Origin of the sequence: Denitrificimonas caeni DSM 24390, from assembly GCF_000421765.1 — a bacterium.
GTDB lineage: Bacteria > Pseudomonadota > Gammaproteobacteria > Pseudomonadales > Pseudomonadaceae > Denitrificimonas > Denitrificimonas caeni.
Window position 1 is genome coordinate 24,894 of sequence record NZ_ATXQ01000008.1, and the last position, 21,704, is coordinate 46,597.

Here is a 21,704-nt window from a genome sequence, read left to right on the forward strand (position 1 = left end):
CGACAATACATAGTCAGTAAAAAGCATAGAGCGGAGCAGTTGTGCATGCCAATGGCTCATATCAAGCCGCTAGACATAAAAAAGCCTCTGGGCTATTAGACCAAGAGGCTTTGTTGTTACGGCGGTAGCTGCCTTTGCCTTTTTTAGGCTGCTCTTCGCGGCTTCTAAACAGCGGTTGCGCAATAATTGATTTGGCTTTATTGGTGCGTTTTTCAGAACGCTGGCTCATTACAGACTCCTTGCGAGCATGGGCTCGTAGTGGCTTTTTACGGTGTTTTAAAAGCGCTATTAGTATTCTACTCTATTGTATGGATGTCCAGTGGTTTTCTTCTTCGCTTTTTATCAGACAGACTGCACCAGAAAAAGTGCAGCTGCTGATAAAAATATTCGCTGACTTAAGCTAAACGCTTGTAACGCACACGCTTAGGTTGGGCTGCAGCATCGCCTAAACGCTTTTTACGGTCTGCTTCGTATTCAGTGTAGTTGCCTTCGAAGAACACAACGCTAGAGTCATCTTCATAGGACAAGATGTGCGTGGCGATACGGTCAAGGAACCAGCGGTCGTGCGAGATCACAATAGCTGAGCCTGGGAAGTCCAAGAGGGCTTCTTCTAGGGCACGCAAGGTTTCTACGTCAAGGTCGTTGGAGGGTTCATCGAGCAGTAAGACGTTAGCCCCTTGCTTAAGGGTTAAGGCCAAGTGCAAACGACCGCGCTCACCACCAGAGAGGTCTTTAACAAACTTTTGCTGGTCTGAACCTTTAAAGTTAAAACGACCGACATAACCGCGCGATGGCACTTCATAGTTGCCGACTTTAATCATGTCGTAACCGTCAGAAATCTGCTCCCAAACAGTTTTTGAACCGTCGAGGCTGTCTCGTTGCTGGTCAACACTGGCGAGTTTGACTGTTTCGCCAATAATGATTTCGCCAGAGTCAGGTTGCTCGACACCCATAATCATGCGAAATAGGGTGGACTTACCGGCACCGTTACCACCGATCACGCCAACCAGTGCGCCTTTTGGCACAACGAAGGATAGATCGTCGATCAGTACACGCTCACCGTAGGCTTTGCTGACATTTTTGACTTCAATGACTTGGTCGCCTAAGCGCTCACCTGCAGGAATGTAAATTTCGTTGGTTTCGCTGCGCTTCTGGAATTCTTGCGATTGCATTTCTTCAAAGCGGGCGAGGCGAGCTTTGGACTTTGACTGACGTGCTTTTGCACCTTTGCGCACCCACTCAAGTTCCGCCTTCATAGCTTTGTTGTGCGATGACTCTTGCTTGGCTTCTTGACTTAAGCGTGCAGATTTTGCTTCCAGCCACTGCGAGTAGTTGCCTTCAAAAGGAATACCTTGGCCACGGTCGAGTTCCAAAATCCAGCCGGCGACGTTATCGAGGAAGTAACGGTCGTGGGTGATGGCTACCACTGTGCCGGTGAAGTCATGTAGGAAACGTTCGAGCCAGGCGACGGAGTCAGCATCCAAGTGGTTGGTTGGCTCATCGAGCAATAGCATGTCGGGTGCTGACAATAATAGACGGCACAGAGCGACACGGCGTTTTTCACCACCGGATAAATGCTCAATTTTTGCATCCCAAGCCGGTAGGCGTAGAGCATCCGCAGCAACTTCCAGTTGGCGTTCAATGTTATGGCCATCGCTGGCTTGGATGATGGCTTCTAGCTTAGCTTGCTCGCTGGCCAGTGCATCAAAGTCAGCATCAGGTTCTGCGTAAGCGGCATATACTTCATCTAAACGTGCTTGTGCGGCTTTGACTTCGCCAAGGGCTTCTTCAACAATTTCACGCACAGTTTTGCTGGGATCAAGCTGCGGCTCTTGCGGTAAGTAGCCGATATTGAGGCCAGGCATAGGGCGCGCTTCACCGTTAAATTCGGTGTCAACGCCAGCCATGATGCGCAGTAATGTCGATTTACCTGAGCCGTTTAGACCAAGCACACCAATTTTTGCGCCTGGGAAAAATGATAAAGAAATATCTTTGAGAATCTCGCGCTTAGGTGGCACAACTTTGCCGAGACGGTGCATGGTGAAAACATATTGAGACATGAGCAACCTAAATAGTTAATGGGTAAGTGGTGGGTCTGGTGTCTATTGTTAAAACAGCGACCTTTAAAGTGCCAAGATTGTAGCGTTTTACAGAGAATTAAGCAGTAGTTGCAGATGTTTGTCTTCTTTGCCGGTGCTTAACTCTTATGTGAACTGCTGGCTGGGAGCGCAGGCGGCTCGCCCGCAAAGAATCCCGCGGGTTGTGTCATGTACATATTTGTTGTTTGTTTTGTAGTGCTAGTGGTGTTGATGAGTCAGGTTCATACCGTACTTCGGGGTAGGTGTTCATCCGTCGTTGAGCCCATCCTGGGCTCAACGACGGCGCTCGCCATCCCTGGCTCGCTCGTCACACCAACCCCGAAGCACTCGTTGACCAGTTGCGTGGTTTTCACTATTGCAGTAGCAGTCAGCTGTGCAGATTTACATTTATTGCAGAGCAATGGTTTTAAAAGCGTCATGCGCAAAACTCACAGGCAACACCGATATTTAATGAGTACCTTGTTTGTGTCGCGACTAGCGTAGCCAGGGATGGCGGAGCGCCCGAATCGGGTCAGGATGACCCGTTGAGGGAGCAGCGATACGAACAAGGTACGGCACGCACAAATCGATCAATATACTTGGCTTTATTAACAGGGATAATTGGGGCATACCGTACTTCGGGATCGGTGTTCATCCGTCGATGAACCCATCCTGAGTTCAACTCCGACGCTCGCCATCCCTGGCTCGCTCGTCACACCAACCCCGAAGCACTCGTTGATCATATTCAGTGCTTGCATTCTTTACGTATCAATCATCAAGGCAGTGGTAAAAGTATTAAAAATAGTAACAGTAGCGAATTGATGACATAGATTTTAGCTCAGCTCATGACATTCGACTGACTTGCAAACAACGCCAATGATTGAGACACCGCGCGTGAGTGTCGTGGCCAGCGTAGCCAAGGATGGCGTAGCGCACGAATCGGGTTAGGAAGACCCGTTGAGGGAAGAACGATACTCACGCGTGGTGTCGTACACGAGTCTCTGTTCAATGCTTCTGCTTCTCGCTGTGTCTAGATTGCTCAATAGTTTTGGGTCGTTATTTTTGTAATAAAATCTACGTGAGTAAGACTTATTGTCAGAGTGATCGCCTTTCATGTGCCAAGGCCGTTTAGATAATGTAGAATCCCTAACTTATATTTCTATTAGCCTTGTTGATTCCATGAGGACCGCTATGTTCAGCCGTGATTTGACTGTTGCCCGATTTGACGCCGAACTTTTTGATGCGATGGAGAAAGAAGCCCAGCGCCAAGAAGAGCATATTGAGCTGATTGCATCAGAAAACTACACCAGCCCTGCGGTTATGGAGGCACAAGGTTCTGTGCTGACCAATAAATACGCCGAAGGTTACCCAGGAAAGCGCTACTACGGTGGTTGTGAGTACGTCGATATTATTGAGCAGTTGGCCATTGATCGTGCTAAAGAGTTGTTTGGCGCCGACTACGCTAACGTGCAGCCGCATGCCGGCTCACAAGCCAATGCTGCTGTTTACCTCGCCTTACTTGAAGGTGGCGATACCATCTTAGGTATGAGCTTGGCGCACGGTGGTCACTTGACCCACGGTGCTAGCGTGAGCTCTTCAGGCAAACTCTATAATGCCATTCAGTACGGTATTAACGATGCAGGCCTGATTGACTACGACGAAGTTGAGCGTTTGGCTGTAGAGCACAAACCAAAAATGATCGTGGCTGGTTTCTCTGCCTACTCACAGGTTCTAGATTTCCCACGTTTCCGTGAAATCGCTGACAAAGTAGGTGCTTACCTATTCGTTGATATGGCTCACGTAGCTGGTTTGGTTGCTGCAGGTGTGTACCCCAACCCAGTGCCTTATGCTGACGTAGTAACCACCACCACGCACAAAACTTTACGCGGACCACGTGGCGGTTTGATCCTTGCACGTGCTAACGAAGCGATTGAGAAGAAACTTAACTCTGCAGTGTTCCCAGGCACCCAAGGTGGCCCGCTGGAGCACGTGATTGCTGGTAAAGCGATCTGCTTTAAAGAAGCATTGCAGCCTGAGTTTAAAGAGTATCAAAAGCAAGTGATCAAGAACGCGCAGGTCATGGCTCAGGTCTTTATGGATCGTGGCTTTGATGTGGTATCAGGCGGTACGTTTAACCACCTGTTCTTGGTTTCACTGATCAAGCAAGAAATCACTGGTAAAGATGCCGATGCTGCATTGGGCGAAGCTTTTATCACTGTTAACAAAAACGCAGTACCGAATGATCCGCGCTCACCTTTCGTGACCTCAGGTTTACGTATTGGTACACCTGCAGTAACGACGCGCGGCTTTAAAGAAGCAGAGTGCAGCGAGTTGGCCGGCTGGATTTGCGACATCCTCGACAACATGGGTGATGCTTCTGTCATCGATGCGGTACGCGCCAAAGTGCTCGCAGTGTGCGCTAAGCACCCTGTATACGGTAAATAAGTTAACGTTTGATAAAAAACCCAGCTTCAGCTGGGTTTTTTTATGCCTGCAAAAAAGCATTGAACACCGACAGCTAGGCTTGCTGGTTTAAGCACCAAGGCATATTGGTCTGCTGCGTTGCTTGAGTTGTAGGCGTGATGGCGAGCTGTATGACGTTAGCTGTCGAATCACTGGATGGACTGCTATCAAAGTTAAATAAGCCTATTTGTTAGAAAACCTTTGCATTGAATGCTAATCTTTCGCATTATTGTTCTCTGGTTTTGATCATCATCAATTTTGCTTTAACCCTTCAAGGATATTCTAATGCGTGTTTTTTCATTTGCTCATCTGAGCGTATTGGCTTTGGCAATTAATTTAGCGGCCTGTGGCGATAGCGAGCCGACCACATCTGCGACTGCAGTGACACCAGCGCCTGCTGCGGCAACCTTAACAACAACTAAAACTGCAGATACGCAAGCCATTACCCGCGAGCAAGTGATCAGTCACTACGCTGATATCGCGCATGCTACTTTTAGTGATGCGCACAGCACCGCGCAAGCTTTACAGGTTGCGGTCAATGTTTTTGTTGCCGCGCCGAGTGCACAAACCCAGCAAGCGGCCAAAGAGGCGTGGTTAGCTGCGCGTGTGCCGTATATGCAATCTGAAGTGTTCCGCTTTGGTAATGCTTTGGTGGATGAGTGGGAAGGGCAGGTCAACGCTTGGCCGCTGGATGAAGGCTTGATTGATTATGTTGATGGCGATTACCAATATGCGTTAGGCAATGACGGTGCAACCGCCAATATTATTGCCAGCCAGAGCATTCAGGTGGGTGAAGAGAAAGTTGATGTCAGTGAGTTAACGGCTGAGTTATTAGCCGGTTTAAATGAGCTGGGTGGTTCTGAAGCCAACGTTGCGACGGGTTACCATGCCATTGAGTTTTTGCTCTGGGGGCAGGATTTAAATGGCACCCAGCCCGGTGCCGGTGAGCGTTCTTATACCGATTATTTAACCGATGAAAACTGCACTGGCGGCAACTGCGAACGCCGCGGCCAGTATTTAAAAGTTGTCACTGATTTACTGGTGGATGATCTCGCTGAGATGACGGCGCAGTGGGCAACCGGTAATCCTGACAACTACCGCACTGAATTGCTGGCGGACAGCGCTGAAAAAGGCTTACGCAAAGCATTCTTTGGCATGGGCAGTTTGAGTTTAGGAGAGCTGGCTGGTGAGCGCATGAAAGTTGCGCTAGAAGCAAGCTCCACTGAAGATGAGCATGACTGCTTCAGTGATAACACCCACAATTCGCATTTCTACAACGCCAAAGGCGTGCGTAATGTGTATTTGGGTGAATATAAGAAAGTGGATGGTACTGTGCTGACAGGGCCGAGCATTGCCCAGTTGGTGCAAACAGCGGATGCCAACGCAGACCAGTTGTTACAAGCTAAGTTAGACGCTACTGAAAAAAGCTTGCAGGTGATGGTCGATGCAGCTGAAAATGGCATGGCATTTGATCAGATGATTGATCCGGAAAATACAGATGGGCAGCAAATTGTGCGTGATTCGATAGCTGCGCTAGTTGAGCAAACCACAGCCATTGAGCAAGCGGCTTTGGCTTTAGGTATCACTGAGTTAAATCCAGATACGGCTGATCACGCCTTTTAAAGTGCGCATGCTTACTACGTGTTACTAGCAGGTAAATAACCTGTTGTATTAGTGGTATTAGTGCAGTTAACCCCGAATGCCGACATTTGTCGGCGTTCTTATTTTTATAGGTTTTAGGTTGTGGGCATGAATGTTTTTTTAGCGCTAGGTTTGCTCAGCATAAGCAGTTTAGCCATGGCACAAACAGCGACAGATTTGAGCGGCTTTGATCCACAAGAGCGTTTCTCTGGTGGCGCGACGACAGTTAATAAATTTGATGCCAATGCATTTTCTTTACCTTCGGCTAATTTAGCGCCAACACGCCGTTTGGATTTTAGTGTGGGCAATAGCTTCTTTCGCAGCCCTTGGGTGATCGCTCCAGCAACTACCACGTCACGTGATGGTTTAGGACCGTTGTTCAATACCAATGCCTGCCAAAACTGCCATATCAAAGATGGCCGTGGCCACCCACCAGGGGCTGATGCTGTGAATGCGGTGTCGATGCTGGTGCGTTTATCGATTCCTAGTACCCCTGCAGCTGCTGCCCTGTACGCTAAAAAAGGCATTGTGCCTGAGCCTAACTATGGCGGACAACTGCAAGATATGGCGATTCCCGGTGTTGCACCGGAAGGCCGCGTGCGTGTCAGCTATACGCCGCTACCCGTGACGTTTGCCGATGGCAGCGTGGTTGAGTTACAACAACCGCAGGTGCAAATTAGCGATCTAGGTTATGGACCTATGCACCCTGATGTTCTGATGTCGGCGCGGGTGGCACCGCCGATGATAGGTTTGGGTTTACTCGAAGCCATTGCTGAAGACGATATTCTAGCCAATCAAGACCCTGATGATCTAAATGGCGATGGTATTCGTGGTCGCGCCAATCAGGTCTGGTCACATGAGGCGCAAGCCTTGGCGCTGGGCCGTTTTGGTTGGAAAGCGGGACAGCCGAGCATGCGTCAGCAAAATGCTGATGCGTTCTTCAATGATATGGGCTTATCGACACCGTTGCTCAGCGGCAGTGCCTGCACTGAGCAACAAACCGATTGTCTCGCCGCACCTGACGGTGGTGCGCCTGAGGTCAATGAAAAAATTGAAGCACAGGTGTTGTTTTATTCACGTAACTTAGCCGTGCCAGCACGACGTAACCCTGATAGTCCTGAGGTATTAAAGGGTAAGCAGTTGTTCCAGCAAGCCAATTGTCACAGCTGTCACACGCCACGCTTTGTCACGCGTAAAGATGCGGCTGAACCTGAGTTAGCCGAGCAAGTGATTTTCCCTTATACAGATTTACTGCTGCATGATATGGGTGAGGGTTTAGCTGATCAGCGTCCTGAGTTTTTGGCCAGCGGTCGTGATTGGCGTACGCCACCTTTGTGGGGCATTGGTTTAACTGAGGCAGTCAGTGGTCATACGCGATTTCTGCATGATGGCCGCGCGCGCAATCTAATGGAGGCTGTGCTCTGGCATTCTGGCGAAGCAGAAGCAGCCAAACAGCAGGTGTTAAAGTTCTCGCAGCCTGAGCGCGAAGCTTTGTTAGCTTTTCTTAATTCTCTTTAGGTGCCAACGATGTTTAAAAAAATAGTCTATGCCATTGCCAGTGTCAGCTTGTTGGCCTGCAGCAACAGCGGTGATCCCTATCAACAAACCAGTGCTGCTTTAGCAGAGCAAGTGATTTACCAAGCACACCAAGACTGGCAAGCCAGTAATCAGAATTTGCTGAGTAGTGCACAAGCGTTCTGTCAGGGTGAGCAAGACCTTACGCAAACGCGCGAAGATTTCTTGCAGGCTCAGCACAGTTGGGCGGCGTTACAGCCGTTATTGATTGGACCATTGAATGAAGGTAATCGGGCCTGGCAAGTGCAGTTTTGGCCAGATAAGAAAAACTTAGTGGCGCGTCAAGTGCAGCAGTTTCTTAAAGCCAATCCTGAGCCAAGTCTAGCCAGCCTCGAGCGTGCCAGCGTGGTCGTACAAGGCCTCAGTGCGTATGAGTATGTGCTGTTTGATCCAGAGCTTGATCTTGCTGATGCCGCACAAAAGCAACGCTACTGCCCACTGCTAGAAAACATCGCTGCGCATCAGCAAAAACTGGCAAATGATGTGCTCACACAGTGGCAGGGCGAACAAGGCATGCTGGCGCAGTTAACCAGATTCCCGAATGAACGCTACGCTGAGCCACTGGAAGCACTGACAGCGATTGTGCAGGCACAAGTCATCAGTCTCGATGGTCTGAAGAAAAAGCTTGGCACACCGCTGGGACGTAGCATTAAAGATATTGCTCAGCCGTATCAAGCGCAGTCATGGCGCAGTCAGGCTTCACTCAGCAATTTGTCTGCTGAAGTCGAGAGTGCCTTAGCGATTTGGCAGGGCGCAGAGCAGCATTCCATTCGCGCACTGTTAGCGACTGAGCATGCGGATCTGGTTAAGCAAATTGATGCCGCTTATTTGCAAGCTCAGCAAGAGTTGGCTGCTTTCAAACAGCCGTTAACGCTATTGCTGCAAGATGAGCAGCAGCGCCAAGCCTTGTTTACCTTATATGACAGCTTTGATCGCCTGCACCGCCTGCATGAAAAAGATGTGGCGCGCGCACTGGGTGTGCAACTGGGCTTTAATGCCCATGATGGTGACTAAGTATGCAGCGTCGTACATTTTTAGCGGCCAGTTTGGTCGCTGTGGCTGGCAGCGCTGTGTTGGGCTGGCGTTGGTGGCCACAAGGTCGTCAGCCGGTGTTGCTGTCAGCCCGAGACAATGCTCAAGGCGAGCATTTTGCGGTGGGTTATACCTTAGCCGGTGAGCAGCTGTTTGCTACGCAGGTCACTGAGCGTTGCCATGATATTTGTGTGCATCCGTCGTTACCCTTAGCGGTGTTTACTGGGCGCAGGCCATCGACTGAAAGTTATTTAATTGATTTGCAAACAGGGCGCTTAGTACAAACCTTTGTAACCCCACTCAATCGTCACTTTCAAGGTCATGCGGTGTTTGATGCGCGTGGCGAGCGCCTGTACAGCACAGAAAATGATACCGACGAGCCAGGGCGCGGTGTGATTGGCGTCTGGCAGCTGGATACTGCGCAACGCTTACAACGAGTGGATGATTTATCCAGTCATGGTGTGGGGCCACATCAATTGCTGTGGCTGCCCGATGGCAAAACTTTAGTTGTCGCCAATGGCGGAATTCGTACCGAGTCGGGCAGTCGTGAAGAGCTTAATCTCGACGCGATGGAGCCCAGTTTAGTGCTGATGAATACTCAAGGTGAGCTCTTAAGTAAAGAGTTACTGGCCGATTCGATGAACAGCATTCGTCATTTGGCTGTGGCCGATGACGGTACTGTGATTGCCGTGCAGCAATATCAAGGTTCATTAACTGAGCGCATTGATTTGCTTGCCATCAAGCGTCCGCAGCAAGCTTTTCAGGTATTTCCCGTAGCTGAAGCCCAGCGCAGTAAAATGCAGCAGTACGCCGCCAGTGTGGCCATTCATAATGAGCTGCGTCTAGTGGCGATGACTGCGCCACGTGGCGGGCGGATGTTTATCTGGGATTTAGACAGTGCCGAGTTACGCCTCGATGCGCCTTTTCCGGATTGCGCAGGTGTTGTCGCCAGTGCAGAAGGTTTTGTGGTGACCACCGGAGTCGGGCGTTGCCGTGCCTATGATTGCCGTAGCGATAGCATCCGTATGCAGGCGTTGAATATGCCGGCAGGGCTTTGGGATAATCACGCTTTGATGGTGTAACGGTTTATTTGCCGAGCAAAAGAGCTCGGCAAATAAGCAATGTTGCAGTCGGTTAGGGCAGTTGTGGGCTGTTATAAAACGCCTGTAAAGCACTGACCAAATAGCCTAAGTCCTTGCTACCTGCTAACTCGCGAATCGAGTGCATGGCAAAAGTGGGTACGCCAATATCGATGGTCTGTACGCCCAGTTGACTGGCGGTAATCGGGCCAATGGTCGAGCCGCAACCTAGATCGCTGCGGGTGACAAAACTTTGCACAGGGATATCGGCTTGCTGACACAACAGCTTAAAGAAGCTGGAGGTTTCGCTAGTGGTGGCGTAGCGCTGGTTGGCATTCACTTTAATCACCGGGCCGTGGTTCAGCAACGGGCCGTGATTAGCATCGTGCTTGTCGGCGTAGTTTGGATGAATACCGTGCGCGTTATCCGCGGAAATCAGCAGCGAGTGCTGAATGCAGCGCACAAAATCTTCTTCTGAGTTGAGCACGCGGCGTAGCACTTGTTCGAGGAATGGGCCGTCAGCGCCACAAGCAGAGTTAGAACCGACCTCTTCGTGGTCAGTACAGACCAAAACTTGGCTGTGCTGATCATCGCTGTGTAACAGTGCTTGTAAGCCGCTGTAACAAGACAGTAAGTTGTCTAAGCGCGCACTGGCAATAAAGTCTTGGTTGAGACCAATGAATGCGGCGGGTTGGCTATCATAAAAACACAACTCGTAATCCAGTACGCAGGCATCGCTGATGGCGTGCTCACGTTGCAGTTGATCCGCCAATAGGGCTCTGAAGTCTTTCTTCGTCTCACCTTGCAATTGCGCCAAAACCGGTGGCAATTCAGTTTGCGCGTTAATCGCCCAGCCGCTATTGGCTTCACGATTGAGGTGAATCGCTAAGCTTGGAATGCTGGCAATCGCGTGTTTGAAATCGATTAAGCGGCTTTGCAGTTGCTCGTTGTGCTTGAAGGTGACGCGGCCAGCCAAAGATAAGTCGCGATCAAACCAAGGGCTAAGTAATACGCCGCCATAGACTTCAACCCCTAACTGCCAATAACCATGGCGCGATAACTCAGGCTGTGGCTTAACTTTTAGGCAAGGGCTGTCGGTGTGTGCGCCGACCATACGTATGCCATGCTGCACCGGGTCGTGCTGACCGAGCTTAATTGCAATGATTGAAGAGTCGTTGCGGGTAACGTAGTAACGTCCCTGTGGCTGCAGTTGCCATGTTTCACGCTCATCTAAGGCTTGATAGCCTGCGGCTTGTAACGCCTCAGCCATGCTTTGCGTGGCATGGAAAGGGCTTGGCGAGCGCTTTAGAAAATCCAATAAACCCTGACTGGGCGTGTTGTGCATGGTAACTCCGACTATCAAATCAATCGCAAAAGCTTAGCATTCTTGGCTGAGCGCCGCGACCTCTGGCTGGTCCGTGACTGTTAGCGTTAGGCTGCTTGTGTTGATCAGTGCTCAATTTTAGTTGGCGTGATCAGGTTTTCAAGGTTGCTCGATGGACCACAACTTAATCGCTGCACCTTGCTCTGGCCATAATAATAACTGTTGGTGCTCGGCAAACTCCCAACGTTGCACCGTGGCCAAGGCAGCTAAAAAGCGTTGCTCTTGTTCCATCAGTGCGGGTGCGCAGAGCTTGCGCGTTGTGGCAATGTTATCCAGTCTCAATCCATTGCCACTCAGTTGGTACTTTGCCATCCAGTTATTGCAGCCGGCTAATCCAGACGCTTGGTTATTATCGCCAAGGGTCAGCGTCAGCATGCTGCGATCAATCAGCGGGCGCTCACCAATCCATTCGACTTGGTAGCTTTCTAAGGGCTGTAATTGTGTGCTGGGCACGCTGCTGCAAGCAGTTAATATTGCGATTGCGCTGCCGATAAATACAAGTTTTTTCATGATCAACTGACTCCTAGTTTAAACCAGCGATGAGATTAAGCCTCGGTCTGCTGGCAGGCGCGGCACAAATGACGACCGTGACGATTTTCCCAACCGACTTCTTGTAGACGCTGTTCCGCAGCGGGTTGAAGCGCTGCTTTGCCGAGGCTGGCGTCCACGGCGAACTCCAAGTCGAGCAGGCTGCCGCAACCATCACAGTTGACCTGCCAAGTATGGATGGCCAGTTCCTTAAATACAGGTCCTGTGGTCACCGCCGTCCATTGCCCAGGAGGGTTGATCAGGTGACGAACCTTGCTGACCTGTAAGCGCATACTCAGCGACTTGCTGCCTTTGAGACTGACTTGCAAGGTGTCACCCGCTTGAATTGAGCCGCCTTGACCGGTGACTTGGTATTGTCCCGGAGCTAATGCGCGACACTCGGTTAACGTGTGCTGAGGGTTGAGTAAGGTGTAGCGAAAATCATGTTCGGCCATGCCGATCTCCAAATATTTGATAAAAGACGCGGCGTTTTAATCAATACCGAGTTTTTTCAAGCGGTAGCGCAATGAGCGAAAGCTTAAACCAAGACGCTCAGCGGCAGCTGTGCGGTTCCAGCGCGTTTCTTCAAGGGCTTGGGTGATTAGTTTACGCTCAATGTCTTCAAGGTGGTCTTCGAGGTTGTCGACACGCTCACGTGGCTGCGCTGCTGGCATTGCGGCAGGCTCGGGCGCTGCGTTGGCAACGCTGTTGTCGCTGGTTTTATGCAGGACAGCCTGCTGAAACTGTAGGTCATCGGCGTGAATAAACTCGCCTTCGGCGAGGGTGTAAGCACGCTCAAGCATGTTTTCCAGTTCACGGACATTGCCAGAGAAACGATAGCCTTGCAGCTTGTTTAGCGCCTCAGCGTGCAAATGAACCGGTGGGCCGCCAGCGCTTAAGCGTTGCAGAATCGACTCACTGAGCAAACCAATATCTTCAGGACGTTCGCGCAGCGGTGGCACTGCCAGCTCAATCACATTGAGGCGATAATACAAGTCTTGGCGGAAACGCTCAGCGGCGACTTCATTAGCGAGGTTTTTATGTGTGGCGCTTAAAATGCGCACATCAACCACCTGTTCTTGTTGACTGCCAACCGGACGAATGGCTTTTTCTTGTAGCGCACGCAGTAACTTAACCTGCATGGATAAAGGTAAATCAGCCACTTCATCTAAAAATAAAGTACCACCATGGGCGGCTTGGAATAATCCAGGCTTGTCTTCGCTAGCACCAGTAAAGCTGCCTTTTTTATGACCGAAAAACTCACTTTCCATGAGTTCTGCTGGAATTGCACCGCAGTTAACTGGAATGAAAGGTTGTTTGGCACGCGCGCTTTGCAGATGAATTTGCCGTGCCACCAACTCTTTCCCGCTACCTGATTCACCGCTGATATACACCGGAGCTTGGCTGCGCGCGAGCTTATCAATTTTTTCACGTAACTTTTGCATCGGCCGAGACTGACCTAGTAGCGGCCCTTCAGTGATTTGCGCAGGAACATTGGGTTCGCGTAGGCGTAAAGCGCTATTGACCAGTTCACGTAGGCGCACTAAATCAACCGGCTTGGTAATGAAATCAAAAGCACCGGCTTTGAGCGCATGCGTGGCTGTTTCGACGCAACCATAAGCGGTAATCATCGCGATTGGCATTTGGCTGTAATTTTTCTGCACAAACTCAATGATGTCTAAGCCGGTACCATCGGGCAGGCGCATATCCGTTAAACATAAAGCAAAGGGCTCGCGGGCTAACCACTGATAAGCTTCTTTGACATTGCAGGCGCTGCGCGTCTGCAGGTTCATACGGCCAAGGGTAATCTCCAGCAGTTCGCGAATGTCGGGCTCGTCATCAATGATCAGGGCCGTTGGTATTGTCATAACTTAAACACTCATCTTGTGCGGGTGTGCGAAGGTTATTTTAAAACAACTGCCGCCACTCTCGCGGGGGCTGTAGTCAAGGCGTGCTTGATTACTTTCACAGAGTTCGCGAGAAATGTACAAACCAAGGCCTGTGCCTTTGTTTTCAGTGGTGAAAAAAGGCTCAAAAATATTCTGTTGATCGTTAAGCGGCACGCCAGGACCATCATCGTGGATTTCTAAGGTTGGCAAATCAGTCTGTGGATGACGGTAGAGGTGCAGCCAAACCTGGCTTTGAGAATTTAACTTACCGCTGTAACGCATGCCGTTTTCAACTAAGTTGCTGAGTACTTGGTCGAGTTGGTGTGGATCCATGCGTGTTTGTAGACCGCTGCCTTTGGTGGTTAAGTGCAGGATGCGGTTCGGGTGAACGCTACTGCGAAATTCACTGGCAAAGCGGTGCAGCCAGTACTTTAGGTCCAATAACTGTGGCTCGGCTTGGCGCTGTCTTGATAGCTGTAAAACGTTTTCAATCACGGTATTCATGCGCCGTGATTGATCTTGAATAATTTGGGTTAAGCGCTGGTCGGCAGCATCAAGATGCGTGGACTCATGCAGCAATTGCGCTGCATGACTGATAGCGCCCAGAGGGTTGCGGATCTCGTGAGCAATCCCAGCAGTAAGGCGGCCAAGTGAAACCAGTTTAAGTTGCTGAGCATGCTGATTGAGTTGCGAGGTGTCTTCTAAGAAAATTAAAATCTGCGAGCTATGATCGTTTTGCAATTGTACAAAGCTGGCTTGTAACTGTGTGCTATTTTTCGTTGTTTGAATTGGCGGAGTGCGTAGCGCTGGGTTATTTAACCATTGCTCTAAGCTGTTGATTAACGCTGGGAAGTGCGGGTCAAGAATCCGGCCTTGCAGTTTTTCATAGCCAATCATCGTCAGCGCTGACTGGTTGGCTTGTAGCACGCGGTGCATTGAGTCCATCACTACAATACCGGTGCGCATCCGTTGAATGACGACTGCGTTAAGTTCTTCTAGATTGGCTACATCGCTGGCACGTTGCTCTGCTAAGACCTCACTGGCACGCAAGCGTCTACTGAGACCTTGGACAAATAACGCCGCAGCAAAACACAGCGTGCCTAAAATTCCGGCCTGCATAAACTGATTGCTAGCAGCGCTATTGGAAATACTTAAGTAAAAGGTGAGATAGATAATACCTGCTGCGGCGACGGCAGCAATTAAAAAGCCGATGCGCCCGCGCAGTAAAATGTTAGCGACGGCAACGGCGACAATAATTAAGTTACCAATTCCGCTGGGTGTGCCGCCTGCTGCGTAAAATAAGACGCATAGCTGCACAACATCAAATAACGCGAGGGAGAATAGCGGCGTTAAACGGTCGACGCGATGCATGCTGGCGATGGCAATAACGTTAACAGCCAAGTATGTCCAACTGCTGTAACGAAACAATTGAGAATTGGTCAGTTCAAGAAGTTGGCCGTCTAAATCGCTAGAAATCAGCAGTACTAAAGCAAAACCGATCAGCAAACGATAGAGATGGTAGAGCCGTAAAATACGCTGCCCTTGTCGGCCAGAAACGGCAACGTGATGATTAGTCACGGGCTTTTGGTCCTTGCGCTAGATGCTGATTGCAGCAGTACCAGTGCTGTCCTTTTTGCAGCGCGCGGTCACTGGGGGTATGTACATGGCATTGTGCGCAGCGCACCATAGTCTTGGCTGATGGCTGGTTTTCTACAGCAGAGTGACGGCTGTTAAAACGACGCCACGCCCATACACCGAGACCAATAATAATACCTAGCAGAATTAAACGAGGTAAGCCCATTGCATTGCTCCTTGGTCACGCAATCTGATGCGTTAAAGGCGCTAAGTGTACCTGTTTTTTGTCTATAGCGTGCCATCCTTGGCTGGTTGCTAGCGTAATTTAATGGCTCTGTGGCTCAGTGTTGAGCTGCTGACCGAGCGCGCGCATATCTGCACCACTTGGGGCTTGGTAAACGCGTAAGTTGAATTCTGGAGCAATAGCCAGTAAATGGTCGAAGATATCGGATTGAATGCCTTCGTAGACCGTCCATGCTGTAGTGGTAGTGAAGCAGTAAATCTCGATGGGCAAACCTTCTGGAGTGGGGCTTAATTGGCGCACCATTAAAGTCATGCCGCTTTGGTGGATACCTGGGTTGTTGCGCAGGTAATGTTCAACATAAGCGCGGAAACTGCCAATATTGGTGAGTCTGCGCGAATCGAGCGAGTCGCCGCTGCTGGACCTTACGTAAGCTTCATTCCACTTATTCAGCTCATTGATTTTGTTATCAAAATAACCATCCAATAAGTTAAAGCGCTTCAAGTGCTCAAGTTCTTCTTTAGATAGAAAATGAATGCTGTGTTGATCAATCAGTAGACTGCGCTTAATTCGACGGCCGCCACTTTCTTGCATGCCCCGCCAGTTTTTAAATGAGTCACTGATAAAGCGCTTAGTGGGAACCGTGGTGATGGTTTTATCCCAATTTTGAATTTTCACGGTGTGTAGGGCGATATCAATCACATCACCATCCGCATTTAGTTGTGGCATCTCGATCCAGTCGCCGACGCGAATCATATCGCCAGAAGATATCTGCACGCTGGCCACCAATGACAATAAAGTATCTTGGAAAATCAACATTAATACTGCCGCCATTGCACCTAACCCTGATAACAAGATCAGTGGTGAGCGGTCAATCAATGTAGCGACAATTAGAATTGTGGCAATGGCATAAATGACGATTTTAATAACTTGTATATAGCCTTTAATAGGCTTGAGATGCGCGTTTTTACGGCGCATATACAGCAAATTGATGACTTCTAGGATGGCGCCTAAGCCTAGCGCAATGGTTAAAATAATAAAGCCGCCCGCGACATTTTTAACCACAGTGATAGCAGCTTCAGGTAAGCCAGGAACCAGGCCAATGCTTGAAGAAATGATCAATGCTGGAACAATGTTAGACAGGCGCTTTACCACGCCGAAATCGTTTTTGTTGGAACCACCAAAGCGTTGCAGCATGCTATAGAAGCCGCGCACCAAAATATGCTTCACCAGCCAGTTGGCGAGTGCTGCAACGATAATTAATGCGAAGCAGGCAAGTAATGTTTGCAGTTGCGGATGTTGACTAAGTAAGTCTAACCAAGAGGTTACTTCTTCTTGCATTATTGACTCCTGAAATAGAGATAGAAGGGTTGGTGAGTATGCGGTCTGTTGCGCGAGAGTTAGCCGGCAGTTGTAGCGCTAACTTGGGTGACTTGCAGGGTGGCATGCCCATCAATTAAGCGCGCTTGCACAGTTTGAGGGGGCTTTAGATCTTCGATGCTGCGAATGATCTGCTGTTCGTCGGTAGTGCTCAGAATGCTGTAGCCGCGTTCGAGAGTGGCTAGAGGGCTGACTACGTGCAGCGACTGCATTAACATCTGCAGGCGCTGTTTGCTTTGGTTTAAGTGTTGCTGGGAGGCGCGCAGCAAGCGCTGTTCCAATTGTTTGATATGCAGTTGCTGGGTAACTATAGACTGCTGCGGATGCTGCACATTCAGGCGCGCTCGCAGGTGATCTAAACGCTGGTTACGTTGTTGCTGTTGCGTTTGTACTGCGCGCTGCAAACGTAAAGTTAAATCGTCTAAACGCTGACTGTGCTGCTGTAAACGTTCGCGCGGATGACGCAAGCGCTGGCGCAGGTGTTGCAGTTGTAAGTGTTTACGGTTTAAGGCTTCTTGTAGGCGCAGCGTGAGCCGGCGTTCAATGCTGCGTAACGTTGTCAGCAGTTCTAGCCGATTAGGCGCTAACAGTTCGGCAGCTGCAGAGGGTGTTGGTGCGCGCACGTCAGCGACAAAGTCACTGATTGAAACATCGGTTTCATGGCCAACGGCGCTGACAATAGGCGTGCGGCACTGGGCAACGGCTCTGGCAAGCGCTTCCTCGTTAAAACACCACAAGTCTTCTAGCGAGCCACCACCGCGAGCCAAAATAATTGCATCAAACTCTGCGCGATCGGCCAGTTCTAGCGCGCGCACTAATTGCGCAGTGGCTTCGCGGCCTTGGACGGCGCTTGGAATCAGGGTTAATTGCACATGCGGTGCACGTCGTGCAAACACGCTCATGATGTCATGTAAGACTGCACCGGATGCTGATGTGATAATGCCGATGCGCTGTGGATGCGCGGGTAAAGCCTGTTTGCGTTCTTGGGCGAATAAACCTTCAGCTTGCAATGCGGTTTTTAGTGCTTCGAAAGCTAAGCGTAATGCACCGTCACCGGCTGCCTCGACACTGTCGAGGATCATTTGATAATCGCCGCGACCTTCATATAAAGAAACGCGGCCACGCACACGCACTAAAAGACCGTCGCGCAGTAAGTCACGGACACGGCTGGCTTGCTGTTTGAAAATAGCGCAGCGCACCTGAGCATTACGATCTTTTAGTGTGAAATAAACATGACCAGAAGCCGGGCGAGCTATGTTAGACAGTTCACCTTCAACCCATACTTGTGGAAATACATCCTCAAGCAGGAGGCGGGCACGCTGATTAAGTTGGCTGACGGTGAGTACTTCACGGTCGAGGCCTAAGCGCTGGAAAGGATCAGTAAGCATATGGCAATGATAAAGCAACGGCTATTTATAAGCGAGTCCTGCCCATTGCAGTAGAATGTTGGTGAAAGTTTATTGCTCGGCGACTTGGTTAATCATGCTGGATATGGTATAAAACGCGCCGCTTTACTTGAATATTCAAGAGAGCTTTAAAATCCACACACATATCGACACGAATTTCTGGGTGCCTTCGGGTTGAAAGTCGGGATATGTGGAGGCCTAACCCGTTTTATTATTTTAGGAATGATCATGACTCAACAAGTCACTATGCGCGAAATGTTAAAGGCTGGTGTGCACTTCGGACACCAAACTCGTTACTGGAATCCGAAAATGGGTAAATACATTTTTGGTGCGCGCAACAAGATTCACATCATTAACTTAGAAAAAACCTTGCCAATGTTCAATGACGCGATGTCAGTCATTGAGAAGTTATCAAACGGTAAGAATAAGATTCTATTTGTTGGTACTAAGCGTTCAGCCAGCAAAATCATTGCTGAGCAAGCAACGCGTTGCAACATGCCTTACGTTAACCACCGCTGGTTAGGTGGTATGTTGACCAACTACAAAACCATCCGTGATTCAATCAAGCGTCTGCGCGATTTAGAAGTGCAAGCGGCTGATGGCACCTTTGAAAAGCTGACTAAGAAAGAAGCTTTGATGCGTACTCGTGATTTAGAAAAACTTGAGCGCAGCATCGGTGGTATTAAAAACATGGGCGGTTTGCCTGATGCAATGTTCGTAGTGGACGTTGATCACGAGCGTATTGCTATTCAAGAAGCCAACAAGCTAGGTATTCCAGTTATTGGTATCGTTGATACTAACAGCAGCCCAGATGGTGTTGATTACATCATTCCAGGTAACGATGACGCGATTCGTGCCATCCAGCTGTACCTAGGTGCAGCAGCTGATTGCGTACTACGTGTACGTCAAGGTGCAGCGACTACAGCTGAAGAGTTTGTTGAAGTGGCTGGTGAAGCGACTGAGGGCTAAGGCTCTGTAAGTCCGCCAGTGACGAAAAAGGGGGCTTGGCCCCCTTTTTGCCTGATTTGATCGGCAGTTTAAAACTGCTGTTTATACTGAATTAAAGAGGAATGTGAAGATGACTCAGATCACTGCTGCTATGGTAAAAGAACTGCGTGAGCGTACTGGCCAAGGCATGATGGATTGCAAGAAAGCCCTAGAAGTTTCTGGTGGCGATATTGAAAAAGCCATTGATGACATGCGTTCTGCTGGTGCAATTAAAGCGGCTAAAAAAGCCGGTAACATTGCAGCTGAAGGTTCTATTGCGGTTAAAGTGGCTGACGACAACAAAAGTGCTGTAATTGTTGAAGTGAACTCACAAACAGACTTCCTAGCACTGCAAGACGACTTTAAAAACTTTGTAACAGCGACCTTGGATTTAGCTTTTGCTGACAAAAATCTTGATGTTGCTGGATTAATTGCTGCACAAGAGCCAGCGCGTGAAGCGGTGGTTGCTAAGTGTGGTGAGAACGTCAATATTCGTCGTTTAACTCGCGTTGAAGGCGACGTGGTTGGTGCTTACCTGCACGGTAACCGCATTGGTGTTGTCGTTGCGTTGAGCGGTGGCGATACAGAATTGGCCAAAGACATTGCGATGCACGTTGCTGCAAGCAGCCCGCAGTTCCTCGATCCAACTCAAGTTTCTGATGAAGCAATTGCTAAAGAAAAAGAAATTTTCTTGGCGTTGAACGAAGATAAGATCAAAGGCAAGCCAGACAACATTGTTGAAAACATGATTGCCGGTCGTATCAAGAAGTTCTTGGCTGAAGCAAGCTTGGTTGAGCAAGCATTCATTAAGAACCCAGAAGTCACCGTTGGTAAGTTGGCGCAACAAGCCGGCGCAGCCATCGTTTCTTTTGTACGTTTTGAAGTGGGCGAAGGTATTGATCGTGGCGAAGTTGATTTCGCTGCAGAAGTTGCTGCACAGTTGGCTGCTGCAAAAAAATAAGCATCTACTGGTAACACCAAAAGGCTGCCCGCAATTGCGCGCGGCCTTTTTTATAAAAAAGACACTGTGCTTTATACGGCTGTCTTGTAATATGTGCGCACATAAACAGCACTGTTTGCATTAGCTGTGGTCAGAATACGCCACAGACGTTAAATCACATCCGTAGGAGACACAGATCATGGCTCAACAAGTCGGTGGACGCCAACCCCGCTATAAACGAATTTTACTTAAGCTCAGTGGTGAAGCGTTGATGGGTACCGAAGAGTTCGGTATTGATCCAAAAGTGCTTGATCGCATGGCTTTAGAAATTGGCCAGTTGATCGGTATTGGTGTGCAAGTCGGCTTAGTGATTGGTGGTGGTAACCTATTCCGTGGTGCTGCATTGTCTGCCGCGGGTATGGATCGAGTCACCGGTGATCATATGGGTATGCTGGCGACTGTAATGAACTCATTGGCCATGCGTGATGCTTTAGAACGTTCGAATATCCCTGCATTGGTGATGTCGGCTATTTCGATGGTCGGTGTGACGGACCATTACGACCGCCGTAAAGCAGTAGGACATTTAAAGAAAGGTGAGGTGGTGATTTTCTCTGCGGGCACCGGTAATCCATTCTTTACGACCGACTCTGCGGGTTGCTTGCGCGGCATTGAGATCAGTGCTGATGTGGTTCTTAAAGCAACTAAAGTGGATGGTGTATATACTGCCGATCCCCTGAAAGACCCGAATGCGGAAAAGTTTGACTATTTGACCTACGACGAAGTATTGGATCGTAAATTGGAAGTGATGGATTTGACGGCTATTTGTTTGTGCCGCGACCACAAAATGCCATTACGGGTTTTTAATATGAATAAGCCAGGTGCTCTGCTAAACGTTATTTTAGGTGGCGCAGAAGGCACCCTGATCGAGGAAAATAAACAATGATCAATGAAATTAAAAAAGATGCACAGGTGCGTATGCACAAGTCAGTTGAATCTTTACAGCATGCTTTTGCAAAGATTCGCACCGGCCGTGCCCACCCAGGTATTTTAGATACAGTGATGGTGTCCTACTACGGTAACGATACGCCGCTGCGTCAGGTGGCTAACGTAACAGTTGAAGATTCACGTACTTTAGCCTTGTCTGTGTTTGATAAAAGCATGATTCAAGCTGTAGAAAAAGCGATTTTAGTGGCTGATTTAGGTCTAAATCCAGCAACCTCTGGTACGACTATTCGCGTACCTATGCCTGCCTTGACTGAAGAAACGCGCAAAGGTTACACCAAACAAGCGCGTCAAGAATCAGAGAACGCTCGTGTTGCCGTGCGCAATATTCGCCGTGATGCCTTGGCGCAGTTGAAAGATTTGGTCAAAGAAAAAGAAATCAGCGAAGACGAAGAGCGCCGTGGTGCTGATGAAATCCAGAAAATCACTGATCATGCGATTGAGGAAATCGATAAGCTGTTAGCAGCCAAAGAAACTGACTTGATGGCAGTGTGATTTAGGGGT

The 21,704-nt window shown here is 49.3% G+C and carries 19 protein-coding genes; 9 read left to right on the top strand and 10 right to left on the bottom strand.

From position 1 onward, the window contains the following. Positions 1-61: 61 nt before the first annotated feature. Together arfA and ettA are read right to left on the bottom strand one after the other, a co-directional pair. The gene (gene arfA / locus H591_RS15375; RefSeq protein ID WP_022967086.1) at positions 62-229 is read right to left on the bottom strand and encodes an alternative ribosome rescue factor ArfA; all 168 of its coding nucleotides are present in this window, start codon (positions 227-229) and stop codon (positions 62-64) included. Between the two features lie 166 nt (positions 230-395). Next, positions 396-2,060 carry an energy-dependent translational throttle protein EttA gene (gene ettA / locus H591_RS0111375; RefSeq protein WP_022967087.1) on the bottom strand — a complete coding sequence of 555 codons (1,665 nt, stop codon included), beginning with the start codon at positions 2,058-2,060 and terminating at the stop codon, positions 396-398. Positions 2,061-3,269: 1,209 nt separating this feature from the next. On the opposite strand from ettA, the gene glyA reads away from it, so the two are divergent. The 5 genes from glyA (at position 3,270) to H591_RS0111400 (ending at position 9,871) form a co-directional block, all read left to right on the top strand. Next, the gene (gene glyA / locus H591_RS0111380) at positions 3,270-4,523 is read left to right on the top strand and encodes a serine hydroxymethyltransferase (protein ID WP_022967088.1); all 1,254 of its coding nucleotides are present in this window, start codon (positions 3,270-3,272) and stop codon (positions 4,521-4,523) included. 303 nt (positions 4,524-4,826) lie between these two features. Further along, positions 4,827-6,164, top strand: coding sequence for an imelysin family protein (locus H591_RS0111385; protein WP_022967089.1), 1,338 nt, complete (start codon positions 4,827-4,829; stop codon positions 6,162-6,164). A gap of 174 nt (positions 6,165-6,338) precedes the next feature. Continuing rightward, positions 6,339-7,700 carry a di-heme oxidoreductase family protein gene (locus H591_RS0111390; RefSeq protein ID WP_051145843.1) on the top strand — a complete coding sequence of 454 codons (1,362 nt, stop codon included), beginning with the start codon at positions 6,339-6,341 and terminating at the stop codon, positions 7,698-7,700. A 9-nt stretch (positions 7,701-7,709) separates the two neighbouring features. Beyond that, positions 7,710-8,771, top strand: coding sequence for an imelysin family protein (locus H591_RS0111395; RefSeq protein WP_022967091.1), 1,062 nt, complete (start codon positions 7,710-7,712; stop codon positions 8,769-8,771). A gap of 2 nt (positions 8,772-8,773) precedes the next feature. Continuing rightward, the gene (locus H591_RS0111400) at positions 8,774-9,871 is read left to right on the top strand and encodes a DUF1513 domain-containing protein (RefSeq protein WP_022967092.1); all 1,098 of its coding nucleotides are present in this window, start codon (positions 8,774-8,776) and stop codon (positions 9,869-9,871) included. 52 nt (positions 9,872-9,923) lie between these two features. On the opposite strand, the gene H591_RS0111405 is transcribed toward H591_RS0111400, so the two are convergent. The 8 genes from H591_RS0111405 to xseA all read right to left on the bottom strand — a co-directional run bounded on the left by H591_RS0111405 (position 9,924) and on the right by xseA (position 18,253). Continuing rightward, positions 9,924-11,213 (bottom strand): M18 family aminopeptidase, encoded by a 1,290-nt coding sequence (locus tag H591_RS0111405; RefSeq protein WP_022967093.1) that lies wholly within the window; start codon positions 11,211-11,213, stop codon positions 9,924-9,926. 138 nt (positions 11,214-11,351) lie between these two features. Continuing rightward, positions 11,352-11,762 (bottom strand): META domain-containing protein, encoded by a 411-nt coding sequence (locus H591_RS0111410; RefSeq protein WP_022967094.1) that lies wholly within the window; start codon positions 11,760-11,762, stop codon positions 11,352-11,354. A gap of 35 nt (positions 11,763-11,797) precedes the next feature. Beyond that, positions 11,798-12,235 (bottom strand): hypothetical protein, encoded by a 438-nt coding sequence (locus H591_RS0111415; protein WP_022967095.1) that lies wholly within the window; start codon positions 12,233-12,235, stop codon positions 11,798-11,800. Between the two features lie 36 nt (positions 12,236-12,271). Then, complete coding sequence (locus H591_RS0111420) at positions 12,272-13,648, bottom strand: sigma-54-dependent transcriptional regulator (RefSeq protein WP_022967096.1); 1,377 nt, start codon at positions 13,646-13,648, stop codon at positions 12,272-12,274. 3 nt (positions 13,649-13,651) lie between these two features. Beyond that, positions 13,652-15,247 (bottom strand): two-component system sensor histidine kinase NtrB, encoded by a 1,596-nt coding sequence (locus tag H591_RS0111425; protein WP_022967097.1) that lies wholly within the window; start codon positions 15,245-15,247, stop codon positions 13,652-13,654. Then, a complete protein-coding gene (locus H591_RS0111430; protein WP_022967098.1) occupies positions 15,240-15,470 on the bottom strand; it encodes a PP0621 family protein in 231 nt (76 codons plus the stop codon). The genes H591_RS0111425 and H591_RS0111430 overlap by 8 nt, the downstream gene beginning before the upstream one ends. A gap of 99 nt (positions 15,471-15,569) precedes the next feature. After that, a complete protein-coding gene (locus H591_RS15380) occupies positions 15,570-16,826 on the bottom strand; it encodes a mechanosensitive ion channel family protein (RefSeq protein ID WP_022967099.1) in 1,257 nt (418 codons plus the stop codon). A gap of 59 nt (positions 16,827-16,885) precedes the next feature. After that, complete coding sequence (gene xseA, locus H591_RS0111440) at positions 16,886-18,253, bottom strand: exodeoxyribonuclease VII large subunit (protein ID WP_022967100.1); 1,368 nt, start codon at positions 18,251-18,253, stop codon at positions 16,886-16,888. Between the two features lie 246 nt (positions 18,254-18,499). On the opposite strand from xseA, the gene rpsB reads away from it, so the two are divergent. The 4 genes from rpsB to frr all read left to right on the top strand — a co-directional run bounded on the left by rpsB (position 18,500) and on the right by frr (position 21,695). Then, positions 18,500-19,240 (top strand): 30S ribosomal protein S2, encoded by a 741-nt coding sequence (rpsB, locus tag H591_RS0111445; RefSeq protein ID WP_022967101.1) that lies wholly within the window; start codon positions 18,500-18,502, stop codon positions 19,238-19,240. 109 nt (positions 19,241-19,349) lie between these two features. After that, positions 19,350-20,219, top strand: coding sequence for a translation elongation factor Ts (gene tsf / locus H591_RS0111450; RefSeq protein ID WP_022967102.1), 870 nt, complete (start codon positions 19,350-19,352; stop codon positions 20,217-20,219). 178 nt (positions 20,220-20,397) lie between these two features. Further along, entirely contained in the window at positions 20,398-21,141 is a 744-nt protein-coding gene (gene pyrH / locus H591_RS0111455) for a UMP kinase (protein ID WP_022967103.1), read from the top strand. After that, positions 21,138-21,695, top strand: a complete 558-nt coding sequence (gene frr / locus H591_RS0111460) for a ribosome recycling factor (protein ID WP_022967104.1) — start codon at positions 21,138-21,140, stop codon at positions 21,693-21,695. Before pyrH ends, frr begins: the two co-directional genes overlap by 4 nt. Positions 21,696-21,704 lie beyond the last annotated feature (9 nt).

Coding starts and splice junctions, on each gene's coding strand:
- xseA (WP_022967100.1), bottom strand. CDS start 18,253: ATGCTTACTGATCCTTTCCAGCGCTTAGGCCTCGACCGTGAAGTACTC.
- H591_RS0111395 (WP_022967091.1), top strand. CDS start 7,710: ATGTTTAAAAAAATAGTCTATGCCATTGCCAGTGTCAGCTTGTTGGCC.
- H591_RS0111400 (WP_022967092.1), top strand. CDS start 8,774: ATGCAGCGTCGTACATTTTTAGCGGCCAGTTTGGTCGCTGTGGCTGGC.
- rpsB (WP_022967101.1), top strand. CDS start 18,500: ATGACTCAACAAGTCACTATGCGCGAAATGTTAAAGGCTGGTGTGCAC.
- pyrH (WP_022967103.1), top strand. CDS start 20,398: ATGGCTCAACAAGTCGGTGGACGCCAACCCCGCTATAAACGAATTTTA.
- H591_RS0111430 (WP_022967098.1), bottom strand. CDS start 15,470: ATGGGCTTACCTCGTTTAATTCTGCTAGGTATTATTATTGGTCTCGGT.
- H591_RS0111410 (WP_022967094.1), bottom strand. CDS start 11,762: ATGAAAAAACTTGTATTTATCGGCAGCGCAATCGCAATATTAACTGCT.
- glyA (WP_022967088.1), top strand. CDS start 3,270: ATGTTCAGCCGTGATTTGACTGTTGCCCGATTTGACGCCGAACTTTTT.
- tsf (WP_022967102.1), top strand. CDS start 19,350: ATGACTCAGATCACTGCTGCTATGGTAAAAGAACTGCGTGAGCGTACT.
- frr (WP_022967104.1), top strand. CDS start 21,138: ATGATCAATGAAATTAAAAAAGATGCACAGGTGCGTATGCACAAGTCA.
- H591_RS0111385 (WP_022967089.1), top strand. CDS start 4,827: ATGCGTGTTTTTTCATTTGCTCATCTGAGCGTATTGGCTTTGGCAATT.
- H591_RS0111390 (WP_051145843.1), top strand. CDS start 6,339: ATGGCACAAACAGCGACAGATTTGAGCGGCTTTGATCCACAAGAGCGT.
- H591_RS15380 (WP_022967099.1), bottom strand. CDS start 16,826: ATGCAAGAAGAAGTAACCTCTTGGTTAGACTTACTTAGTCAACATCCG.
- H591_RS0111415 (WP_022967095.1), bottom strand. CDS start 12,235: ATGGCCGAACATGATTTTCGCTACACCTTACTCAACCCTCAGCACACG.
- H591_RS0111405 (WP_022967093.1), bottom strand. CDS start 11,213: ATGCACAACACGCCCAGTCAGGGTTTATTGGATTTTCTAAAGCGCTCG.
- H591_RS0111420 (WP_022967096.1), bottom strand. CDS start 13,648: ATGACAATACCAACGGCCCTGATCATTGATGACGAGCCCGACATTCGC.
- arfA (WP_022967086.1), bottom strand. CDS start 229: ATGAGCCAGCGTTCTGAAAAACGCACCAATAAAGCCAAATCAATTATT.
- ettA (WP_022967087.1), bottom strand. CDS start 2,060: ATGTCTCAATATGTTTTCACCATGCACCGTCTCGGCAAAGTTGTGCCA.